20 protein-coding genes and 3 pseudogenes are annotated in these 22,070 nt (G+C 60.2%); 12 read left to right on the forward strand and 11 right to left on the reverse strand.

Annotated elements, in window-relative coordinates; all coding sequences use genetic code 11:
• Nucleotides 1–57 precede the first annotated feature (57 nt).
• The gene (locus tag AK81_RS01585) at nt 58–2,598 is read right to left on the reverse strand and encodes an HWE histidine kinase domain-containing protein (protein WP_043196265.1); all 2,541 of its coding nucleotides are present in this window, start codon (nt 2,596–2,598) and stop codon (nt 58–60) included.
• A 227-nt stretch (nt 2,599–2,825) separates the two neighbouring features.
• Here AK81_RS01585 and AK81_RS27790 point away from each other — a divergent pair, with 227 nt between their 5' ends.
• The gene (locus AK81_RS27790; RefSeq protein WP_160325556.1) at nt 2,826–3,329 is read left to right on the forward strand and encodes a helix-turn-helix domain-containing protein; all 504 of its coding nucleotides are present in this window, start codon (nt 2,826–2,828) and stop codon (nt 3,327–3,329) included.
• A gap of 43 nt (nt 3,330–3,372) precedes the next feature.
• On the opposite strand, the gene AK81_RS01595 is transcribed toward AK81_RS27790, so the two are convergent.
• From AK81_RS01595 to AK81_RS01610, 4 genes are read right to left on the reverse strand one after another with little or no spacing between them, the layout of a single operon-like run.
• Nucleotides 3,373–3,996: a hypothetical protein gene (locus tag AK81_RS01595; RefSeq protein ID WP_043196269.1), complete on the reverse strand. Its 624-nt coding sequence runs from the start codon at nt 3,994–3,996 to the stop codon at nt 3,373–3,375.
• 20 nt (nt 3,997–4,016) lie between these two features.
• Nucleotides 4,017–4,814 carry a hypothetical protein gene (locus AK81_RS01600; RefSeq protein WP_043196270.1) on the reverse strand — a complete coding sequence of 266 codons (798 nt, stop codon included), beginning with the start codon at nt 4,812–4,814 and terminating at the stop codon, nt 4,017–4,019.
• A gap of 23 nt (nt 4,815–4,837) precedes the next feature.
• A complete protein-coding gene (locus AK81_RS01605; RefSeq protein WP_043196271.1) occupies nt 4,838–5,953 on the reverse strand; it encodes an HBL/NHE enterotoxin family protein in 1,116 nt (371 codons plus the stop codon).
• Nucleotides 5,950–7,086 (reverse strand): hypothetical protein, encoded by a 1,137-nt coding sequence (locus AK81_RS01610; RefSeq protein WP_154100718.1) that lies wholly within the window; start codon nt 7,084–7,086, stop codon nt 5,950–5,952. Before AK81_RS01610 ends, AK81_RS01605 begins: the two co-directional genes overlap by 4 nt.
• A gap of 87 nt (nt 7,087–7,173) precedes the next feature.
• On the opposite strand from AK81_RS01610, the pseudogene AK81_RS30350 reads away from it, so the two are divergent.
• Nucleotides 7,174–7,314, forward strand: a pseudogene (locus AK81_RS30350) (hypothetical protein); the annotation flags it as partial.
• On the opposite strand, the gene AK81_RS01615 reads toward AK81_RS30350, so the two are convergent.
• Nucleotides 7,280–8,071, reverse strand: a complete 792-nt coding sequence (locus AK81_RS01615; protein ID WP_043196273.1) for a helix-turn-helix transcriptional regulator — start codon at nt 8,069–8,071, stop codon at nt 7,280–7,282. The pseudogene AK81_RS30350 and the gene AK81_RS01615 overlap by 35 nt on opposite strands.
• Nucleotides 8,072–8,265: 194 nt before the next feature.
• On the opposite strand from AK81_RS01615, the gene AK81_RS01620 reads away from it, so the two are divergent.
• The 3 genes from AK81_RS01620 to AK81_RS01630 all read left to right on the forward strand — a co-directional run bounded on the left by AK81_RS01620 (nt 8,266) and on the right by AK81_RS01630 (nt 11,542).
• Nucleotides 8,266–9,630 carry an APC family permease gene (locus tag AK81_RS01620; RefSeq protein WP_043196274.1) on the forward strand — a complete coding sequence of 455 codons (1,365 nt, stop codon included), beginning with the start codon at nt 8,266–8,268 and terminating at the stop codon, nt 9,628–9,630.
• 12 nt (nt 9,631–9,642) lie between these two features.
• Nucleotides 9,643–10,746 carry a P1 family peptidase gene (locus tag AK81_RS01625; protein WP_043196543.1) on the forward strand — a complete coding sequence of 368 codons (1,104 nt, stop codon included), beginning with the start codon at nt 9,643–9,645 and terminating at the stop codon, nt 10,744–10,746.
• Between the two features lie 178 nt (nt 10,747–10,924).
• Nucleotides 10,925–11,542: a dTMP kinase gene (locus AK81_RS01630; RefSeq protein WP_043196276.1), complete on the forward strand. Its 618-nt coding sequence runs from the start codon at nt 10,925–10,927 to the stop codon at nt 11,540–11,542.
• Between the two features lie 169 nt (nt 11,543–11,711).
• On the opposite strand, the gene AK81_RS01635 is transcribed toward AK81_RS01630, so the two are convergent.
• Together AK81_RS01635 and AK81_RS01640 are read right to left on the reverse strand one after the other, a co-directional pair.
• Complete coding sequence (locus AK81_RS01635) at nt 11,712–11,966, reverse strand: type B 50S ribosomal protein L31 (RefSeq protein ID WP_043196544.1); 255 nt, start codon at nt 11,964–11,966, stop codon at nt 11,712–11,714.
• Between the two features lie 73 nt (nt 11,967–12,039).
• Nucleotides 12,040–12,234 (reverse strand): annotated as a pseudogene (locus AK81_RS01640) (DUF4440 domain-containing protein); the annotation flags it as partial.
• A 194-nt stretch (nt 12,235–12,428) separates the two neighbouring features.
• Between AK81_RS01640 and AK81_RS01645 the strand changes: the two are divergent.
• Nucleotides 12,429–13,775, forward strand: coding sequence for a dihydroorotase (locus tag AK81_RS01645; protein ID WP_043196277.1), 1,347 nt, complete (start codon nt 12,429–12,431; stop codon nt 13,773–13,775).
• A 30-nt stretch (nt 13,776–13,805) separates the two neighbouring features.
• Nucleotides 13,806–14,210, forward strand: coding sequence for an RNA polymerase-binding protein DksA (gene dksA / locus AK81_RS01650; protein ID WP_043196278.1), 405 nt, complete (start codon nt 13,806–13,808; stop codon nt 14,208–14,210).
• A gap of 195 nt (nt 14,211–14,405) precedes the next feature.
• Here dksA and AK81_RS01655 read toward each other — a convergent pair whose 3' ends face one another.
• Nucleotides 14,406–14,846 carry an Lrp/AsnC family transcriptional regulator gene (locus tag AK81_RS01655; RefSeq protein ID WP_043196280.1) on the reverse strand — a complete coding sequence of 147 codons (441 nt, stop codon included), beginning with the start codon at nt 14,844–14,846 and terminating at the stop codon, nt 14,406–14,408.
• 143 nt (nt 14,847–14,989) lie between these two features.
• On the opposite strand from AK81_RS01655, the gene AK81_RS01660 reads away from it, so the two are divergent.
• Nucleotides 14,990–18,037: an aminotransferase class III-fold pyridoxal phosphate-dependent enzyme gene (locus AK81_RS01660; RefSeq protein ID WP_043196283.1), complete on the forward strand. Its 3,048-nt coding sequence runs from the start codon at nt 14,990–14,992 to the stop codon at nt 18,035–18,037.
• 147 nt (nt 18,038–18,184) lie between these two features.
• On the opposite strand, the gene AK81_RS01665 is transcribed toward AK81_RS01660, so the two are convergent.
• On the reverse strand, nt 18,185–18,625 hold the full coding sequence (locus AK81_RS01665; protein WP_043196286.1) for an Lrp/AsnC family transcriptional regulator: 441 nt from the start codon (nt 18,623–18,625) through the stop codon (nt 18,185–18,187).
• Between the two features lie 288 nt (nt 18,626–18,913).
• On the opposite strand from AK81_RS01665, the gene AK81_RS01670 reads away from it, so the two are divergent.
• The 4 genes from AK81_RS01670 (at nt 18,914) to AK81_RS01685 (ending at nt 21,845) form a co-directional block, all read left to right on the forward strand.
• Nucleotides 18,914–19,702, forward strand: a complete 789-nt coding sequence (locus AK81_RS01670; RefSeq protein ID WP_043196288.1) for an ABC transporter substrate-binding protein — start codon at nt 18,914–18,916, stop codon at nt 19,700–19,702.
• A 65-nt stretch (nt 19,703–19,767) separates the two neighbouring features.
• On the forward strand, nt 19,768–20,415 hold the full coding sequence (locus tag AK81_RS01675; RefSeq protein ID WP_043196289.1) for an amino acid ABC transporter permease: 648 nt from the start codon (nt 19,768–19,770) through the stop codon (nt 20,413–20,415).
• A gap of 9 nt (nt 20,416–20,424) precedes the next feature.
• Nucleotides 20,425–21,084, forward strand: a complete 660-nt coding sequence (locus AK81_RS01680) for an amino acid ABC transporter permease (RefSeq protein WP_043196291.1) — start codon at nt 20,425–20,427, stop codon at nt 21,082–21,084.
• Between the two features lie 11 nt (nt 21,085–21,095).
• On the forward strand, nt 21,096–21,845 hold the full coding sequence (locus AK81_RS01685) for an amino acid ABC transporter ATP-binding protein (protein ID WP_081042000.1): 750 nt from the start codon (nt 21,096–21,098) through the stop codon (nt 21,843–21,845).
• 72 nt (nt 21,846–21,917) lie between these two features.
• Here AK81_RS01685 and AK81_RS27795 read toward each other — a convergent pair.
• Nucleotides 21,918–22,034, reverse strand: a pseudogene (locus AK81_RS27795) (electron transfer flavoprotein subunit alpha/FixB family protein); the annotation flags it as partial.
• Nucleotides 22,035–22,070: the final 36 nt, after the last annotated feature.

A 22,070-nucleotide genomic window follows, 5' to 3' on the forward strand; every position in this document is an offset into this window, starting at 1 on the left:
GTACGGCGCCAGCGCAAGGCTGGCGCCTTTCCCTGAGGAGCGGCCTGGTATCGGGTTTCAGTGACCCAACAGGCTCTGCAGGCTGGCCAGGATGCTGTTGGCGTCGTAAGGCTTACGCGTTACGGGGGCACCCTTCAAATGCTCGGGAATGCTGATGCCGTCGCCATAGCCCGTGGCAAACAGGAATGGTACCTGACGCCGCACCAGTTCATCGGCCACGGAAATGGATGTGCCGGTACCCAGGTTTACATCCAGTATCGCGGCATCCGGTGTACGACTGGCGAGCAGTTGCATTGCCTCATCCTCTGAATTGGCGGTGATCACGTCCTTGATCTGAGCATCGTTGAGAATCTGCTCCAAGCCGACTGCAATCACCAGCTGGTCCTCGAGGATCAGCACGCACAAGCCCGTGCGCGTTGCAAAGGTATCGTCTACACGGGCCATAGCCGAGGCCGGGATGGCTGGTTCGAACGTTTCGGCGACGGTAAGGTGCTTGGCAGGGATCCTGAAAAAGCCTTGCAGGCCTTCGGGGTAGTATTCCACCGTGCTGGTGCCGCCCAGGTCGAACGGGATGCTGCGGTCGATCAGTACCGAGCCGAAGCCTCTGCGGCTCGGCGGGCGCACCGTTGGCCCGCCACGCTCACGCCAGCTGATGGTGCAGGCGTTGGCGGCATCGATTACCCAGTTCACCGAAAGTTTGCCGCTAGCCCGCGACAGCGCACCATACTTGGCCGCGTTGGTGGCCAGTTCGTGCAGCACCAGGGCCATGACCGAGTAGGCGCGCGCATCGAGGATGACGTTCGGGCCCTGCAGCTCGATCACCCCGGCAGCCGTGCGATAGGGCGAAAGCTCGGCCTCCAGCAGCATCTCCAGGCGCCCGCCACCATCACCGCGCACCACCTGGTCGTGGGCCAGCGACAATGCCTGGATACGCCCCTTCAGCGTTGCTACATAGTCTTGCAGTGTCTGGCTCTCAGAGGTCGGGTGGGCAACCAGCGCACCAATCAGCGACAGGATGTTCTTGACCCTGTGGTTGAGCTCTTCGTTGAGGATGCGCTGGCGCACTTCAGCCTTCGAGCGCTCGCTGGCGAGCAGCTCGCTGTTGTGCAGCACCACTTCGACGATGGCGGTGCGGATGGCATCGCCAAACTGGCGATCCTGTTCGGTCCAGGGTAACGACTGCTGGTGAACGGTTTCTTTCCAGATGGAGAAGCTCTTGCGTGGCGTCAGGCGATCGCCCAGCGCGCCGCTGTCGTAGGTCTTGTTCGGGTCCCCGGCCCAGTCGAGCGTTTCGATGAGCTCCTTGCGGAAGAAGATCAGGTAATCCCTCGGCTGCTGCGACATCGGGATGATCAGCACGCCAGACACATCGGTGAAGTACGCCTGGGCCGAAGGGTGCACCATCGACAGGCGGTTGGACGCCCAGGTACGGCCATCGGACACCATATCTGCCAGGCGCAGCAGGTCGGGCACGGCAGCTTTGGGTGGCGCCAGGCCGGCTGATGACCAGCGGCCTTGCAGTGACATACCGATGCCATCGCTCGGGATCAGCGACATGAGCCGCGGCAGGCGTGAATGGAAGAACGCATCCATGTCGGCTGCCTGGTTGGCATCGCGCAGCATGCTGTCCAGTGCTTTGTGAACATGCACGGCGGCTTCGAGTTTTTGCCGGCTGCGCAGGGTCTCGATATGCAAGGAGAAGAACTCGCCGAACATCTCGGCGGCTACCCGTTGACCCATGGCCAGCGTTTGCGGTGCGTAGTGGTGGCAGGCGATCAGCCCCCACAGTTCGCCGTTGACAATGACCGAGATCGACATCGAGGCGCCCACACCCATGTTGCTCAGGTACTCGCAATGAATCGGCGATACGCTGCGCAGGTGCGCGTAGGACAGGTCGAGTGGTTCGCCAGACGGGTCGAGGACAGGCTCGATGGCCACCGTTTCGTACCCTGCATCGGCAATGACCCGGATAGGATTGCGCAGGTAAAGCGCGCGGGCCTGCTGGGGAATGTCCGAGGCGGGGAAGTACTGGCCCATGAAACTTTCGAGGTCGCTGCGCTTGGCCTCGGCAACCACCTTGCCGGCACCATCGGCACCCAGCTGGTAGATCATCACCCGGTGGTAGCCGAGCACGGCCCGGACAAACCGGGCGGCGTCGCGGAACAACTTGGTGGTCTGGTCGATTTCGCGCAGCTGGGCAATCAGGGTACGGGCCAGCTCGATGGGCTCGGCGATGCTGGCGCCGGCCGGTTCAAACTCCAGGATTGCCGTGCCTTTGAACAGGTGCGCGGCGATATCGAAGGCCTGGCCGTTGGGCAGCATCACGCTGAAGCTGAGGGCAGGGCGCGAGCCTTCGCGGGTACGGGCCAACGCGTTACGCAGGGTATGGGCTACTTCGTCCCCTAGCACCGTGTGCAGCTTCTGGCCGTTGATATCGCCTGCCAGGCCCAGCAAGTGCGGGGCGTTGACCGAATGGCGCAGGACCACGGTTGCCGATGCATCGCAGGCCAGCAGGCAGCCGTGGGGCTGGATGCTGCCAGGGATCTGGATGGGCTCACGGTCGCAGTTGGTCAGGTTTACTTGTGGGTCGGAGGTCATTGGCCCGTGCCTGTGGGTAAAGGGGAGGCCGCCAGCAGGGCCGCCATCGTCCGTCAGACTAGCAGGCATTGCCGGGCTTGGGCATGGAAGGCGCAAGGGCGGCACAGTTGGCGCCATGGCGAGAGGCAACCAGAGGTACCCCAAAGCCGCTGCTATCTTCCTTGACTGATTGGCGATGCCACTTGTCAGTGCTGCGGCACGAGCACGAAGCTGCACAGGGGAAGACTATGGAGAGCGAAGTCAAGGCTGACGCGCGAGGGTTGCAGTGTGTATGGGGCAGCAGCGAACAGCTGGGTGGTTGTTTCTGGGGACGTTTCAGGCCCCGACCGGTTTCACTGATTGCAACGACATGCGGTAAGCCAGCACATGAGTGGATTTACCAGGCTGCTTGCAAGGTCATTGAACAGCATCTTGCCGACACGTCACTGAATGTGTGTGCCGTCGCGCGTTTGGTCAGTTGCTCCCGCACCACGGTGTACCGCGCCTTTGCCCAGCGCCGCCAGACCGTTGCCGAAACCATTCGCATGCTGCGCTTGCTGCGGGCCTGCGAAATGTTGGCCGTACCGCCTTACAGCCTTCCGATCGAAACCGTTGCCTATCGTTGCGGCTTTGAGGAGGTCAGGACATTCAATCGCTGCTTCAGCAAGTTTTTTGGCATGTCCGCAGGCCGTTACCGCGAGGCGCGCATCGATGAGCGCCTGAAGGCGCTGCGCGAGCTTGCAGATACTTGAGCAGGCCGCCGGCACGAAACCGGCGGCCTGCCCAACGCCCACGTCAAGGATGGGCGAGCAACCAACCTTCGTTGAAGGCGTACTTGCGGTCTTTGCCTTGCGCAATCACGTCGTCTTCAGGCGCAATGTAAACCTCGTCGTACTCATACTTGTGCTGATCACCTACAGGCACCAGACCGCCGCTATACCAAAGGATGTTGCGAGGCCCGTAGACGTTGATGTCCAGCCCTGCCTGCAGCAAGTGATAGCGCAGGTCGTTGACGAAGCGAAAGATGGTGGCCGACCCAGGCTGCTGCTCTTGCAGTGCCACACTGCATGCAGCCACCCAGATTTCCCGGGTGCCGGCTGCTTCAATGCCCAAGCTTACGAGCATATTCGCAACCTGTTGGCCGCTATAGCCGTTGAACACCGTATCATTGCCATGGGCGTTGAGCACCAGTATCGAGGGGTCGCCTTTGTAGTCGCGCAATTGCTTGGTCGGCGTGTCGTCAAGTGCATTGAGCATCTGCTGGATAGCGTGGGGCTGGAATGGCACCTGCGGTGCGAATTCCTGCCACTTCTTCCAGTCGTAGAAATGCTTTCGAAGTGCTTGCAGTCGGCCTGCCCGGGAGGCGTTTTCGTCGCTCTCGTCAGCACGAACTTTGGCTTTACCGAAGAACAGCATCATGATGAAACTCCTTTTCCCGATCAGTTGGCTTGCTCTCTCATCAAGCGCAAAATGCCCAGTACGGTGTTCAGGTACAAACGTGCGTTATCAGGCGTGGTCAATGACGCAAACCGGCCCTCGTTGCTCAGGTAACTCTTGAGCATCGCTTGCTGGTTGATAACCCCCTGCAGGCCCTCGGCCAAGGCGTTGAGCAGGCTCAGCAGTTGCTCGCACACATCGCTGATACGGATCATGTGGCTGGCTTCGCGGCGCTTGTCTCCCAGCTCGCGGATCGCATCCTCCAGCGCTGCCTCGGTAGACTTGCCGTGCTGGCCCAGGCTGATCAACTCATCAATCGCTTTGGCCGGAAGGAACACCCACGTCCAGGTCGAACGATTACGAAGCTCCTGGGCCTTCCTGGCCAGCTCCCGCTGACGATCCTCCAGCGCCTTTATTCGCGCGCGGGCCTGCATGGCCTCACTCTTCAAGACCCCGGAGTCCTGGCCAAGCAGGTTGCGGAAGTGGCCGATTGTCTGCGACAGGCTTTGCAGTTCGGTGCTGATCTGGCCAATTTCGCTACCCACCTGGGAGGTGTAGGTGAGTAGGGCATCGTTGCTGTCGGTGGTACTTTGGGTAATGTGCAGCAACGCCGTATTGATCAGCTCGGTGGAGCGATCAACGTGTTGTATGACGCGCTGTTGAACGGCATCCACCTGGCGCATGGCCATGGGCAACTGATCAATGTGTGCCTTGACTTCGCCCAGTTGGCCGGGCGGAGATGACAGTGTGCGGGTTTCGCATACCACGTCGTTGATGTGAGCGGTAATTTCCTGCCACATGATGAACTCCTTGTCCCGATTCTTCAGGCCGCTTCTTCCAGTGATTCGGCTTTCTCGCTGACCATGTCCGCGATGCGTTTGTTGGTGTCAATCGTGCTGCCGGGGGTGGTCATTTGCCGCTTGATGGTGTCCACATCAACCTGAATCAGGCGCACGCTGCCCTGGCTTGCCCGGATAATGAGTTGACGCAGCATCGGGCTGTCGATCTGCCCGCGCTTGAGTTGGTCGCGCAGTGTTTCCAGATGGCTGCCCATGAAGCCCCAGGCGTTCGCCATCAGCTGCGCGCCTTCCTGTGCCTGGCCTGCACTGGCACCCAGCTCGCCGAAGCCGGCAGCCAGGCCGTTGGCAACTGCGACCTCGGCGTTTAGCCGCTCGCGACGCGTGATCAAGTCCGCTTTGAGATTCAGCAGGCCCGCTAGCGCGATGGAAGACCCCACGGCCCCGGCGACACCACCCACCAGCAGCACGCTGCCGCCGACGCACAATGCTGTGGCAGCCCCTCCGGTAACCACGGACCCCACAGCCCCGACCAGGATCATCACGACGCCGCCGATGGCGGCCAGCCCGCCAAGGGCGATGCCGGTAGCCGCCCCGGCGATCTTGCCATTGATACCGGATAGCTCGTCGTTGATGCTTGCCAGTACGCCGTTGTCGCCATTGACCAGGGCATTGAGCTTGGTGGTGTTGTCGACGAAAAATGCCTTGTCAGCGGCAAATGTGGTGCGCAGACTGGACAAGTCGGTCTGGATAATGGAGGCCTGGCGGCGGTAGACCTCGACATTGCTTTCCATTTCCTGCAGCAAGGCAATGGCATCGGCAGTGCTGGTGCTGGGCTGCAACACTTGAGGGAGCACGTTGTGCAACTCGAAGAACGCCTCGATGTTGGTTAGCGTGGTGATGATTCTTGGTTGCAGGTCATCGAGGTAATACGCGGCATTCTGTTTGGCCTTGGTCAAGCCATTGTTGATGTCGTTCTGCAGAGGTTTGAGCCGTTCGTGGCTGCCGAAGTCCACAAACGGCTGGGCTTGCACCCCCATGCAGTGGGCTTGCACCAGCATGGCCGCAGAGGATTGGCCCCTGAGTGCGATGCGGGTCTGGCCGAAGTCTTCATCCTGGGCGGTGTTGGTCATGTCGTTCATTGTGTTGCTCCTTGGGTTAAAACGACGAGCGCAGCCTTGCGTTGCAGGCGAGGGACCTGGCCCCCGGTACCGGTCAGAGAGCGCTTGATGCGGTCCAGCCGGTCGGGCATGCGGTCCCAGCCGGCATCAAGCAGATGATCATCCAGGGTGCTGCCGTTTGCGGCTGTTTGCTGCCAACTGTTGTCGAGCTGGGTCCAGGCGTCATTCAGGTCCGACGCGGCCAGGCTGAAGCGCTCGATGGCCTCGCGGTGGTCCAGCCCTTGTTGCTTGATCACGATGGCGACCGACAGTGCGGCTTTCTGGCGGTAGAGCTGCTGGTACTGATCCTGCAGGGCATCTGTGAACTTGCTGAAGCTGTTGATGGCGTCCACCACTTCAGTGGCACCACTGGCGATCTCGCCAAGGGTCTCGACCGGGAATGGCGCCCGCTTCTCGGTTTCCCCTGGCTCGGCGTCCGGGTCCGTCGACGGCTTGGTTTTGGTGAGGGGCGGGGTGCTCTTGGGTTCATCCTTGGCCCCGAACAGCGAAAACATCCAAGTGGCGACAGCTTTGGTGTTGCCCCCTATGGACTGTGAAGCAAGCAGCATCCTGCTGACGGCCTGGCCCATTTCCCGGCTGGTTTTTTCGATGGCCGCCTGAGTGGTGGCAATCTTGCCGTTATCCCCGGCAAGCTCGACCGTTAGCGTGTCGATACTGGCCTGCAAGCGGTTGGTGACCTTGTTAGATGCCTCCAGCCATTGAGCCGCGTGGGTGCACAGCGCCTGGATGTTCTGCTGGGCGCGAGCAATATCGGATTTGATCAACTGGTAGAATTGCTGCGCGGCAACGGTCTGATCGGCAGTGCCGACCATGTGCCTGGACTCGCGCAATGTGCTGATCATCAGGCCGGTGGCTTCCACGTCGCAGATGCAGGCAATGGACGCGGGTAGCAGATCATCCAGGTACTCGCTGGCGTGATCCTGCAGCCTTCCTTGCAGGCCGCTGATCAACGTTCGCGTGGCAGGGTCATCGATAAAGGCACTGACCTCTTGCTGACGCTCGATGACCAGCGCTCGCGCCTGGCCATACAGCGCACTGGCGGCGAACTTGTCGAGTGAGGTGATCAGCAACAACGAACCTATGGGTGTGTTCACGGCAACCTCTCCTTGGTGGTGAGGCTACATCTTCAAGCGGCAGGTACGGCGAGGTAAGGTCATGGCGTTCCCAAACGGGACAATTCGTCTCGCAGCGCCGTAAAAGTGCATCGCAAGCACCTGTACAGCAAGCTTGGGATCAAGTCGCAATCAGAGTTGCTTTCGCTGTTTCTTCAGGCCCAGCTGGGCTGGTTCAAGTTGATGGGTTCTCGGTGCGCTCATCGGTGAACCCCAGCTCACGGATGAACATCGAGAACAGCTCCGGGTGGGACGAGATGTTCAGTTTCGCGTACAGGTGGCGCCGGTGCACCTTGATGGTCTCTGGCGAGATCCCCAGCCGTTGCGCCATCGCCTTGGACGAGTAGCCGCGCAGGATCAGGCGGGCAATTTCCAGCTCTCGCTCGGACAACAGGCCTTGGGCAAACCTGGCCAAGGCATCGCCAACCGGTGGCTGTACGGGCACCGAGATGCCGCTACGTGCCCAGTGCTGCTGAAGCAGGGCCAGCACCCAGGCGCTGACCAGGTTGAGCTTGCCCAGCTCTGGTGCGTCGAACGCGCGGCGCATGCCCAGCGACAGTGACAACACCCCGTCAGGCAACTGCAGCAGAAACTGGACTTCGTCCACCAGCACGTGGTCCTGGAAGTAGTTCTGGTAATAGTCCGTTTGCCAGAAATGGTCCGGGGCGACTTCTTCGAGGTGGTAGCAACCACTGGCCAAGCCTTCGCGCGCGGCCTGGTAGAAGGGGTCGAGCAGATACAACCCGTCCAGGTACAACTCACCCGCAGCGGGCGCTGGCGCTGCATCGTATTCCTCCAGCACGTGTGGGGCGCCCTGGGGAGGGAAGTGCATCGCCAGCGCATTGTCGAACGGCACCCACTGCCTTAACACCAGGATCAGTTGGCGCCAGAAACGCGGGGTGCCGATGTGCTCTATTGCCCTGGCCAGGGCGGTGTGGCCGGCAACTTCATGAAAGAGAATGTCCACGACGGCGTCCTTGAAAGGGGTAGGGCATTGGCGCCCGGTTTGCCGCAGCTGTCAACCGGGGGTACCCCTTAGTGGGAATTGTCCTGCCGGGTGCCGCCGCATAGATTCCATACCCATCAAGCGGGCCGTCGAGCTCGCCACGTTTCGCTTCCTGGTTCTGCCTCTGACACCAACAACAACGTGAGGATGAACAAATGACGTCCTGTAGTGCACCCGCCCCAGACCTCAAACCGACGCTGGGCGTCGCTGATGTAGTCGCCATCACCGTGTCTTCGGTGACCCCCGCAAGTTCCGTATTCGTCATTGCGCCCTTTGCTATCGCCCAGGCAGGTACAGGTGTGATCTGGGCCTTCATGCTGGGTGGTGTGCTGGCGCTGATGTTTGCGCTTTGCTATGCCGAGCTGGGCCGCGCGCACAGTGCTGCTGGGGGTGAGTACGTGTTTGCCAAGCGGGTATTTGGCGGCATGGCCGGTTACGCCACCTTTCTTACCGTGCTGGCGATGCTGGTGTTCATTCCACCGGTTTTGGCCACGGGGGCTGCCACTTACCTGAATGCAGCGCTCGGGACTCAGCTTGACGGGCAGACGGTGGCCTTGGTGATTGTGGCCCTGGGCTATCTGCTTGGCATCCTCAACATCAAGCTCAACGCGTGGGTAACCGGCACCTGCCTGTTCCTTGAGGTGGCGGCGCTGATGGTGATCGTGGTACTGGGCTTTGGCCATGCCCAGCAGCCGGTCAGCAGCCTTATCAGCCCACTGGTACTCGATAACGGGATACTGCACGCGGCGCCCTGGGCGCTGGTGATTGGCGCAGTGGGCACGGCGCTGTTCTCTTTCAACGGTTATGGCGGCGCAGTGTTGCTGGCCGAGGACATGAAATGTGGCGGGCGTGGTATCCCCAAGGCAGTGCTGTGGTCACTGGTGCTGGTGGTGGCCATCGAAGTGATCCCGCTGGTTGCGCTGCTGGTGGGTGCACCCTCGCTTGAAGCGATGCTGGCCAGCCCGGACCCCATCGGTTACCTGCTGACGGCCCATGGCAACGAAACGCTGTCGCGCCTGGTCAGCGCCGGGATTTTCCTTTCGGTGTTCAACGTCATCATTGCCTTGGTGATCCAGAGTGGGCGGGTGATCTACAGCAGCGGGCGGGATGCGTTGTGGATGCCAACCCTGAACCGCGCCTTCATCCGCATTCACCCCAAGTGGGAATCGCCCTGGCTGGCCACGCTGTTCCTCGCCGTGCCTTCCGCTGCCTTGACGTTCAGTTCCAACCTGTCGGAACTCACGTCCTTCACGGTTCTGCTGATCCTGTGCGTGTACCTGGTGGTCGGCTTGTGCGCACTGTTCAGCCGGGTACTGCGCCGCGACCGAGCGCACCCTTACCGGATGCCGTTGTGGCCACTGCCGGCATTGGTTGCGGTGACAGGTGCCGGGTACCTGTTGACGACCCTGTTGAGCGAGGCTTCAGCCCGGGACATTTTCATCATTCTTGGCATTCTGCTGACCTCCGTGTTGCTGTACGGCACGTATGGCAAGTTGAGCCCGGCCTTCCAGAAACTTTGAGCGAGAGACATGATGCGAGCACGCGATTTCGGTATCACGCTGGGCCTTGGCCGGCCTGGCCCTTACAACGCCATTACCGATGTGCCGGGTGTACGGGTTGGCCACGCCACCCTGAACAAGACCCACAACGGCAAGCCTGTGCGCACCGGTGTCAGTGTCATCGAGCCCCGCGAAGGCCCGGCGCGCTATCAACCGTGCTTTGCCGGCTGTCATGTACTGAACGGCAATGGCGACGCTACGGGCCTGGAGTGGATTCGTGAAGCGGGCTTGTTGACTACAGCCATTGCTACGACCAATACGCACAGCGTCGGTGTGGTACGCGATGCACTGATCGCCCATGAGCATGCGACCTTGGCGGACGCATCGACCTACTGGTGCATGCCGGTGGTGATGGAGACCTACGACGGGGTGCTGAACGACATCTGGGGCCAGCATGTGAATGCGGACCTGGTTCAGCAAGCGCTGGGCGCGGCCCGTGGCGGGCCGGTTACCGAAGGTGCGGTAGGCGGTGGTACCGGCATGATCTGCCATGAACTCAAAGGCGGGATTGGTACTGCGTCGCGGGTATTGCCGGCAGAGCAGGGGGGGTGGACGGTGGGTGCCTTTGTCCAGGCCAACCATGGCCAGCGTCGCGAACTGCGGGTGGATGGCTATCCCGTAGGCCGGGTGTTGCTCGATTTGCCCTCACCATTCGACCAGCAGGACACCCCTGGCATGGGCTCGATCGTGGTGGTATTGGCCACCGACGCACCGCTGCTGCCGCATCAGTGCCAACGCCTGGCACAACGTGCGGCGCTGGGGATTGCCCGCACGGGGGGCGGTACCGACGACTCCAGTGGCGATATCTTCCTGGCGTTCTCGACAGGCAACACAGGGTTGGCGCCTGCCGACTACAACCGCCGCGATCTGCCGGTGACCGCGCACGTGGCGATGGTCAACAACGACCATATCTCGCCGCTGTTCGCGGCGGCGGCCGAGGCGGTAGAGGAAGCCATTGTCAACGCGATCCTGGCAGGCAAGCCCATGCAGGCAGAAGACGGGCGAGAGGTGCCAGGCCTCGAGGGGGCGCGCTTGCTGGCGGCCCTTGAACGGACGGGTTGGAAGGCTCAAGGTTGATTCAGAGACCAGCCTGGTCGATGTGGAAGTGGGTTAACCCGCTCCCACAGGTATAGCTGAAAGGCGGCAAGTGCCGCCTTTCAGCTATGGAGTACATCTGTACTCCTACCGGGAATTGCTTGAAGGCAAACCGCGATCAATGGTCTTATCCCGCGCCTGAACCAACAGGTAATGAACGATGAACCGCCCGCTGTTTGTTTCCCTCGATGGGCCCAAGGGCACCGGCAAGACCACGCTGCTGGAGGCCGTTACCCAGGCCCTGCGGGTGGACGGGAAAAAAGTGATCCGCCTTTGCGAAAAAAAGAGCGACCCCTACCGGGGCGAAACCATGGCCTTGGTCAACCAGCTCGCCAGAAGCCCGTGCCGGGATCTCGAGCTCAGGGTATGCGAGCGTTTCGCTGAGAGCCGCGCCTGGATTTCCCTACATGTACTGCCCAGGCAGCCAGCTGACAGCATCATCCTGATTGATCGCTGGTACCCCTCTGACGCCGCGTTTCGCCGTACGGTGCCGTTTGACCAGATCTTGCGCTTGAACCTCGAACGAAATGTGCAAGTGCCCGATTTGCATGTAGGCGTTGTCACAGCCCCCGAAACTTCATGGGCGAGGGCGGCGGCACGCACGCGTGGGCTGGGCAGTACGGTGATCCACAACCTGGGTGAGCAGGTGGCCTGTACCGAGGCGTTCGAGCGCGCGGTTGCGGAGCACGGCTGGGTGCTGTGCCGTAATGAGGGGACTGTCGAGGCCGCCGTGCGGCAGTTGGTTGGCGAGATTGATCGGGTGCTTCGAATGCAGTGAGGGCGCCCCCACACTTGCACCCAAAGGCAAACACAAGCCCTGTAGGAGCAGCCTTGCGCTGCGAAGAGGCCATTGCAGCCGCAGATAGTCTTTAGCCTTACGGGCCTCTTCGCAGCACAAGGCTGCTCCTACAGGAACTGCGCCCATGGCTACGGACGCAACTACCTGCTCACCTCGCAGTAAAACCCGCAAACCGCTTGTTGAAGCCAGCCACCCGGCCCTCGGCCTTGGCTTTGCGTTCCTGCCCGGTGTAGACCGGGTGCGACGCGCTGGAAACGTCGAGTGTGACGTAGGGGTAGCTGACACCATCGGTATGCACGTGGGTCCTGTCGGTATCAATGGTCGATCTGATCAGCCAGAAGGCGTTGGCAGCCACATCGTGAAACAGAACGGGGCGGTAGTCGGGGTGAATGCCTGGTTTCATCTTGAACACCTAGGTAAATGTTATACCGTAACATCCTAGTCCTGGTTGAGATTGATTTGCAACAGCGATCGGCTCATGCCTCGATGGATGAGTGATGCCCCGTGATCAGCCACTGCTCATCGATACGTTCAAAGGTGAACAGAAACCTGGCCGGTACCACGCGCTGCTCACCGCTGTCGCGGTAGACAAAGGTGTAGAGCCCGCCCACAACCACGGTGCCCAGCTTGCGGCTGACGCGCTTCTTGAACACCTGGATGTCACAGACCAGCCGGGTTCAGTGTTTACGGGGGAGCCGGGGGATGCGCTCATGGATGCTTACCTGAGATTCACGAGGGATGAGTGGCACGAGCATGCTGTCGTGCGGCAATGTGTTATAACATAACATTATCGGGACAGGTTTCAGATCATGCTTCTCAAGCGCGAACAGGTCGTGGCGAGCAGTAAACCCAAGGGGGCTCGTGCATGAGCCGTATCCTTATCAGGAATGCCCGCCTGGTGAATGAAGGTAAGGTGTTCGATGCGGACGTCCTTGTTGCCTATGGGCGAATCGAGAAAATCGCTGGCAGCATCGATGGCCTGAATAGCCCCGTCGAAATTGATGCGCAAGGGCGCTGGCTGGTGCCTGGCATGATCGACGACCAGGTGCACTTCCGCGAACCGGGTGCTGCGCACAAGGGCAGCATGGCCAGCGAGTCGCGGGCCGCTGTCGCCGGTGGCATTACCAGCTTCATGGACATGCCCAATACCAACCCGGCGACTTTGACCCAGGCCGCCCTGGACGACAAGAAGGCCCGCGCAGCCGCGTCGTCTGCCGCCAACTATGGCTTTCACTTTGGTGTGAGCAAGGACAACCTTGAAACCGTTGCCAGGCTCGACCCGCAGCAGGTTGCCGGGGTAAAAGTGTTCATGGGGGCCTCTACCGGCGACATGCTGGTTGACGACCCCGTCGTGCTCGAACGCCTTTTCGCGTGTGTGCCGACGGTTTTGCTGGCGCATTGCGAACACACGCCATCCATCCTCGACAACGAGGCGCGTTACCGTGAACAGTTCGGTGATTTCATCCCGCCGGCGATGCACCCGCTCATACGTGATGCGCAAGCCTGCTGGCGCTCGTCCAGCCTGGCCGTGGCGCTGGCGAACAGGTTTGGCACGCGCCTGCATGTGTTGCACCTGACCACGGCCAAGGAGCTGGAACTGTTCCAGCCTGGTCCCTTGGCCAGCAAGCTGATCACGGCCGAGGTCTGTGCCCACCACCTGCTGTTTGATGACAGCGACTATGTGCGCCTTGGCAACCTCATCAAATGCAACCCGGCCATCAAGACCCGCGCAGACCGCGACGCTTTGCGCCAGGCGCTGCTGTGCGACCGCCTCGATGTGATCGGCACAGACCATGCGCCGCATACCCTCGCAGAAAAAAACAGGCCCTACGCGTCGGCACCTTCCGGTTTGCCCCTGGTGCAGCATGCGCTGCCGGCGTTGTTCGAACTGGTCGAGGAGGGCGTGCTGCCCATCACTCAGCTGGTCCGTAAAACCAGCCATGCGGTCGCCGACCTGTTCGCGATCCGCGAGCGTGGCTACCTGCGTGAAGGCTACTGGGCGGACCTGGCACTCATCGAGCGCCTCGCCGAGCCGCGGCCGGTCAGCCTGGACCCGGTACTTGCCCACTGCCAGTGGACGCCATTCCAGCACCATCGGCTGCGTCATCGTGTGACCACCACGATCGTCTCCGGCCAACTGGCCTGGCATGACCAAAAGCTGAACGCGCACTGTCAGGGTTTACCACTGGCGTTCAATGCACAGCGGCGCTAACCCTTCGAATACTGAGCAAGAGTGATTGCAATGACCGAACAGGAACTGCTTTGTATGCCCGAAAAGGCCTATATGGATGCCTCACAGCAGGCATTCTTTCGCGACCTGCTGTTGGCACAGCGTGCAGAGCTTCAAGCGCGAATCTCCGGCGAGTTCGAGCTCATGCGTGAATTTGAGCCAAGCAGCGACCCTTCTGACCTGGGCACTGTGGAGGAGCAACGCCACTGGCAGCTGCGCCTGCTCGAGCGGGAAAAGAAGCTGCTGGACAAGATAGACGTAGCCCTGGAGCGCATTGCACGGGGGGAGTACGGGTGGTGCAAGGACACCGGCGAACCCATTGGTCTCAAGCGCCTGCTGCTACGCCCAACGACGACGCTGAGCATCGAGGCCAAGGAGCGGCAGGAGCGCAAGGAACGGCACATACGCGAAGGCTGATTCGCATGGCATGGCTATAGCTGAGCTCGTGGGTGCTGCGCGTACTCTGTGGGAGCGGGCATGCCCGCGAAGAATCCAGCGCGGTGGATGGCACCGGCTTCGCCGGTGTTCGCGGGCATGCCCGCTCCCACAGTGATCTCGGGGGCTTTCAGATTTTGAGCTAGACAGTTGTTTCCAAAGCCCGAAAGCGGGTTGTCAGGCACCCTGGCGGTCGATATCGCGGCGCAGGACTACCGACGTGGTAATGTCATCCACTGATTCGTGACGTGCCACGTTGTCGCGTACCTGGTTCAGGTCGTCGATTGTTCTGGTCTCGACTTCGACCACCAGGTCGAGTTGCCCACTCACAGAAGAAACGCGGCGCACGCGTGCGTCTGTTGCCAGTTGGTCGAGCAGCCCCATGGCTGGCGTGCGCTGCAGCGTCACCAGCAAGATCGCACGTATGACATTGGCGTCTATTTCGCCGATGTCAGCCCGATAACCTCGAATGATCCCGCTGCGTTCAAGGTTGGCTACGCGCTCGGTCGTGGCACTTCTGGAAAGGCCTATCCGGGCTGCCAATGCTTTCAGGGCAATACGCGCGTCCTTCGAAAGTACTTCAAGAATCTCACGATCTTTTGCGTCCAGCTCACGCATTGCACCACCTGATTAACCCGCCGTCTTTATGCCGGTCCGAACCGGCATTATGCTTGTCTATCCCGACCGTATGCAGGGTGTCCGTTTCGACGGTGCATGACAAGCTATTGAAAAAACTATTTGCTCGCTCGGAACGTGATGATATGACAGACCTTTCCCACCCGGCACCTCGGTTTTCGGCAAGCGATGCCGAGGGCCTCGCAAAAGAATTCTTCAATGTCACCGGCACGGCAACGCCCCTGGACGGGGAGCGTGATCGCAACTACCGGTTGAACACCGGCGTTGATGCAGGCTGGATTCTGAAAATCGTCAACGCCAGCGAGCCCAGGGTAGAAAGCGAGTTTCAAACCGCGCTGCTCGGGCACCTGGCCGTTCATGGCGCCCACCTGGGCGTGCCTCACCTGCGGGCCAGTGTGGCGGGCGACTTTTTGCCGTGTGTGGCCAGTGCCACAGGTGAGCAGCATGCGGTGCGCCTGGTCAGCTGGTTGTCTGGCACGCCGCTGGCCGAGGCCAAGCGTTCATTCGAGCTGATGAGGCACTTTGGCCAGGCACTGGGTGAGCTTGACCGCGCCCTGCAGGGCTTCATGCACCCGGGTGCCGTGCGGGACCTTGACTGGGATTTGCGCCATGCGGCGCGTTCCCGTTCGCGGCTGCACTACATCAAGAGCCCCGAGCGCCGGGCTATTGCCGAGCGTTTCATTGCCCGGTTTGAAGAGACTGTACAGCCCAAGCTGGCTTCACTGCGGGCACAGGTGATTCACAACGACGCCAACGACTGGAACATCCTGGTCGACGCGGAAACCACCAGCAAGGTGACCGGCTTCATCGACTTTGGCGATGCCGTGCATACGGTGCTGATTGCCGAAGTCGCGATTGCCAGCGCTTACGCCATTCTCGACATGGACGACCCGATCGGCGCCGCTGCTGCGCTGGTGGCCGGTTTCCATGAAAAGTACCCGTTGCAAGCGCAAGAGCTTGATGTGTTGTTCAACCTGATCGCCATGCGCCTGGTCATCAGCGTCACGTTCTCCGCTTCCCGGCAGGACCAGACAGACGAAAACCCCTACCTGGCGATCAGTGAAGCGCCTGCCTGGCGCCTGCTGGAACAGCTTGATTCGATGAACCCACGGCTGGCCACCGGCATCCTGCGCAAGGCCTGTGGGTTTGATGCCATCGACGGTGCAGGCGAAGTCCGCCGCTGGATTGCGCACAATCAAAAGTCCTTCGCCGACCTGGTGCGCCCGTCTGCCGCCATCCTGAACAAGGTGATTGCCCCGTTTGGCGATGCCACCCACGAGATGACCATCGCCTCGGCTGAGCAACGCCCTGCAGATGCAACCCGTTGGTGGGATGAGTTCTCTGCTGCTCACCAGGTGCCGCTGGCCATCGGGCCTTGGGGCGAGTTGCGCACCATCTACACCGACAGCGCGTTCGAGTCCCGCTTCATCAAGGGGCAACGGCGCACACTGCATGTCGGGGTCGACCTGGTGATGCCAGCGGGTACGCCTTTGTACGCACCGGTCGCCGGCACCGTCAGAAGCGTCGAGGTAGAACCAGACCCGCTGGGGTATGGCGGCCTGGTGATGATCGAGCACACGCCACCCGGTTGCCCGCCATTCCTGACCCTGTGGGGGCACATGGCCCATGAGGCGCTCAGCCGCTTGAAAGCCGGTGACAAGCTCGAAGCGGGCGACCTGGTCGGTTACATGGGCGCCGATCATGAAAACGGCGGCTGGATCCCCCACCTGCACCTGCAGATGACCACCGATACCCAGCTGAGCGCAAGCGAGGTCATTGGCGTGGGTGAGCCAGAGTACCGCGAAGTGTGGGCTGACCTGTTCCCTGATGCCTCGACCCTGGCCGGTATCCCGCCAGAGACCTACAGCCAGCAGGGAATGACCAAGGCCCAGATCATTGCCAAGCGCAAGGAGCTGCTGCTACCGAACCTGTCGATTTCGTACAGCGACCCGATCAAGTTCGTGCGCGGCGATGGCGTATGGCTGATCGACAACTTCGGGCGCGCCTACCTGGACTGCTTCAACAACGTGTGCCACCTTGGCCATAGCCACCCGGACGTGGTCGAGGCCTTGACGCGCCAGGCTGCGCTACTCAACACCAATACCCGCTACCTGCACGACAACATCGTGGAATACGCCGAACGCCTGACCGGTACGCTGCCAGAGGGCCTTTGCGTAGCCTCATTTGGTTGTTCGGGCAGTGAAGCCAACAGCCTGATGCTGCGCATGGCGCGCAACTACACAGGCAGTGACCAGGCAATCGTGCTGGACTGGGCCTACCACGGCACCACGCAAGAACTCATCGACCTGAGCCCTTACAAGTACAAGCGCAAGGCCGGCAAGGGCAGGGCGGCGCATGTTTACGAGGCGGTGGTGCCAGACAGCTACTATGCCCCCGAGGACTGGCCAGTGCAGGAGCACGGCAAGCGTTTTGCCGAGTCGGTAGCAGAGCAACTGGATGCCATGCGCAAGGCCGGCAAGGGCCCCGGGTTCTTCCTTGCAGAGTCTATTCCGAGTGTCGCGGGGCAGGTGTTCCTGCCTGAGCACTACCTCAAGGAGGTCTACGCCATGGTTCGCGCCGAGGGTGGTCTGTGCCTGGCCGATGAGGTGCAGGTCGGGTTTGGCCGCGTCGGTAGCCACTGGTGGGCATTCGAGACCCAGGGCGTGGTGCCGGATGCCGTCACCATGGGCAAACCGATTGGTAACGGCCACCCAATGTCGGCGGTTGTGACCACGCGTGAGGTTGCCGATGCCTTCAACAACGGCATGGAGTATTTCAATACCTTCGCCGGCAACCCCGTGTCGTGCGCGGTAGGCCTGGCGGTGCTCAACGCAATCGAGCGCGACCAGTTGAAAGAAAACGCCTTGAACGTCGGCAATTACCTGCTGGAGGGCTTCCGCAAGCTTCAGCAGCAATTTGACGTGATTGGTGATGTGCGCGGGCTTGGGCTCTTCCTCGGCATCGTGCTGGTCACAGACCGCAAGTCGAAGGCGCCGGCCACGGCCCTGGCCAGAAAGGTGGCTGATGGCGCCAGGGAGCGCGGCGTGTTGATCGGCACCGAAGGCCCCCATGACAACGTGCTGAAAATGCGCCCATCGATGATTTTCAGCCGGGCCAATGCCGACTTCCTCCTCGAGGTGCTGAAAGACAGCTTTACCGCAGCACTGAAGTAGTACAGCAGAGCGAGCAGGGCTGCTGCGCAGCCCATCGCAGGCAAGCCAGCTCCCACAGGAATTGCGCAATCTTCGGCATTTGCGCTGTACCTGTGGGAGCTGGCTTGCCTGCGATGGGGCGCAACGCGGCCCCTGATCCCGCAAGGTTCAAGCCTTCTGCCGGTCTATGTCACGCCGCAACACGACTGCCGTGGTGATGTCGTCTACAGAGTCGTGGCACGCCACGGCGTCTCGTACGCGGTTCAAGTCATCAATGGTCCTTGCTTCGACCTCCACTATCAAGTCAAGCTGCCCGCTGACCGATGAAACCCGTTTCACCTGGGCGTTCTGAGCCAGCAGGTCCAACAGCCCAAGTGCCGGCGTACGTTTCAGCGCTACCAGAATGATTGCCCGTATGACATTGGCATCGATTTCACCAATGTCGGCACGGTATCCGCGGATGACCCCGCTACGCTCCAGTTGCAAAACCCGCTCGCTGGTGGCACTCCTTGACAGGCCAACCCTTGCAGCCAGCGCTTTGAGTGCCACACGTGCTTCCTTGGAAAGTATCTCCAGGATTTCCCGATCTTTGGAATCTAACTCGCGCAATGCTGACACTCCCGCCTGATCACCGGTAAATGACCGGCTGCCCCGGTAAAGTGCAGGGGGGCAAACCAGCCGAATACTTGCTTGTTTTTAGTGCGTTGCCAGACACTACCCCAGTTAATCCAACGCCCGAAGTAGCGCCGACACTGTGCCGGCCGATTCCGGCAATGTGCCACCCGAACACGCACATTGCAGGGTGATTTCACGGTTTTAGTGTGCAAAGCTCTAAACGAAGCTTGGGACCTCAGCGCCCAGAACAATAAGAAATAGAAACTTCCAAGGAGTGAAACGATGCTGGCAAGAAAAACCAGGATGCTACTGGCTTCCACCGCTGTTGCGGCGGCTGCGTTGTTCTCTCACGGCATGGTGCACGCCGATGATTTGCAGGCCGTTCAAAGTTCAAAAGTACTGCGCGTGGCAATGAGCGGCCAATACGCCCCCTTCAGTTTTGCCAATGAAAAAAATGAAATTGTCGGTTTCGACGCCTCCATTGGTGAAGCACTCGCCCAGCGTTTGGGTGCGGATATAAAAATCATCACCACACCGTTTGACGGCATTATCGCCGGGCTGCTAGCCAAAAAGTATGACGCGGTCATCGCATCAATGACCATTACGCCCGAGCGGCTGAAAGCCGTTGACTTCGTAGGCCCTTATTACCATGCGGGCCGTACCATCGGCGTAAAGGAAGACTCTCCGATCAAGGGGCTTGATGATCTCAAGGATGTCACTGTTGGCGTTACGCTGGGCGATTCGCACGATAAATGGGCGCGTGCTCGCGGCAATCTTAAAGTGCGCACCTATAAAGGCTTGCCGGAAATGCTGGTGGACCTGGAAGCCGGGCGTATCGACGCGGTAGTGATGGACAGTATTCCGGTCATGGTTGCGGTAAAGGAGACCGGGCAGAAAGTGCGGATCATCAGCCTGCCGGACGAGCAGGGTGGCCGTGAAGGCCTGGGCATTGCCATTCGCAGAAACAACCCTGAACTCAAGGCCCAGTTGCAAAAGGCCCTGGACGAGATCCTGGCCGATGGCACCTATAAAGACATCTCCATGAAATGGGTGGGTAGCGACATTCGTTGATGCACACCTGAAGTGGCCCGGCCGACAGGCTGGGCCGGGTTGGCTGAATTTTGTGAGTGGTTTTTATGGACCTGTCATTGATCCAACGCACCTACCCGTTTTTCATGGAAGCCGCTTGGGTAACTGTGCAGATCTCGTTGCTTTCACTGCTATTGGGCTTATGCCTGGCCATCGTGCTGGTGGCGTTCAGATTATCGCCATTCATAATCTTGCGATGGGCAGCCAAGATCTACGTCAGCGTATTTCGCGGCACACCCTGCCTGGTGCAGTTATTCATTATCTACTTTGGTGGGCCACAAATAGGCATCGAGCTTGAACCGTTTTCTGCTGCAGTGATCGGTTTAGGCATGAATATCGCGGCGTATATGTCAGAGTCCATTCGGGGTGCTATCGATAACGTCGACCCTGGCCAGGCGGAGGGCGCGCGGTCGATTGGCTTCAGCCGCAGGCAGACGCTGTTGTTCATCATCGTTCCCCAGGCAATGAAGCTGATGATCAGACCGCTTGGTGTCAATGCCATCGGCCTGATCAAGGGGTCTGCCCTGGTGTCGGCCATTTCCGTGGTTGAACTGACTTACACCGCCCAGCGCTTCATCAGTTCAACCTACAAACCGTTCGAGATATTCATGGTATCGGCGCTGCTTTATATCGTCATGGTCTACTCGGTCAAGTACCTGGTGGAAGTGCTGGACCGGCGCTACGCGACCAAGTGAGGAGTGCCAGTGGAAGGATTCAACCTGAGTGTCATCACGCCTTACTATGAAATGCTGGCGACCGGCCTGTGGTGGACGGTTGTCATGTTTCTCTGCTCCAGTGTCATCAGCCTGGCAGTGGGTGTGCTATTTGCCCTGATCGACCTGTATGCGCCGAAAGCCATGGCCTTGCCCGTGCGTTTCGTGACCTGGCTGTTGATGGGCACGCCTTTGTTGTTGCAACTTTATCTGATCTATTACGGGCTGGTTCAGGTGGGTATCGATATCCCTGCGTTGGCCGCGGGTATTATCGGCCTGAGCCTGCATTTTGCGGTGTACAACGCCGACGTGATCAAGTCCGGGATCGAGGCGGTTGACCCGGGCCAGATAGAGGGCGCGCGCTCGATTGGCCTGAGCAAAGCAATGACCCAACGCTACATCATTGTTCCGCAGGCGCTCAGAAAAACCACTGCGCCGCTGGGGAACAACCTCATCGTGTTGCTGAAGGACACTTCGCTGGTCTCGATCATCGGAATTGCCGAACTTGTCTACAGCGCCCAATTGGCTGTCAGCGAAACGTATAGCCCCTTCGAGTTCTATATTGCCGTCGCAGTGATCTACTACGTGGCCAACCTGGTGCTCGAGGCTGGGTTGCATCTTATTGAAGCAAAGGTCGAGATGTCACGATGAACAACAACGCTATGGTAGAGGTGAAGGGCGCTCGCAAAGCCTACGGCACACTTGAGGTGCTCAAGGGCATCGATCTGTCGGTGTCCCGTGGGCAGATCTTCGCCATCATCGGCCCGAGTGGCTCTGGCAAAAGTACCCTGCTGCGGTCGATCAACCATCTCGAAGTGCTCAATGGCGGTGAAATCTGGCTGGATGGCGATCAGGTCAACCGCCCCTTGAAAGGCCGCGCCTTCGAGCAGCATATCAACCGGGTGCGCCAGCAGATGGGCATGGTGTTTCAACACTTCAATCTGTTCCCGCACCTCACCGTTTGCGAAAACATCGCGATAGGGCCTGTGAAGCTCAAGGGCTACTCGAAAAGCGCGGCAAGAGAGCTCGCCCTGGAGTACCTGCAAAAGGTGGGGTTGGAGAACAAGATCGACGAATATCCGTCGCGCTTGTCTGGCGGGCAGAAGCAGCGCGTCGCCATTGCCCGGGCATTGGCCATGCAACCCAAGGTCATGTTGTTCGATGAAGCAACCTCAGCGCTGGACCCGGAGCTTGTCGAAGAAGTGAACCTGGTAATGAAACAACTGGCGGCCGAACACATGACCATGTTGATCGTCACGCATGAGATGCGCTTTGCCGGCGAGGTTGCTGACCAGATTGTATTCATGGATGGCGGTGTTGTTGTGGAACAAGGGGCGCCGGGCGAAATCCTCAAGAACCCGGTGCAGGACCGTACCCGGGCCTTTTTGAAGAAGCATTTGCATGACCGCTAGTGTGCACATGTTCCATAAAAAGCCCGGCCCTTTGTAAGAGGGCCGGGCTTTTTCAATAACGCAGCAGGGGGATCAGGCCAGATTTTCCAGCTCCGGAACCGCTTCGAACAGGTCAGCCACCAGGCCGTAGTCGGCTACCTGGAAGATCGGCGCTTCTTCGTCCTTGTTGATCGCAACGATGCAGTTCGAAGCGGCGGGTGCAGTTGGCGACGGGGCTGTTGCGCA

The sequence above is a fragment of the Pseudomonas putida W15Oct28 genome (assembly GCF_000708715.2).
GTDB lineage: Bacteria > Pseudomonadota > Gammaproteobacteria > Pseudomonadales > Pseudomonadaceae > Aquipseudomonas > Aquipseudomonas putida_R.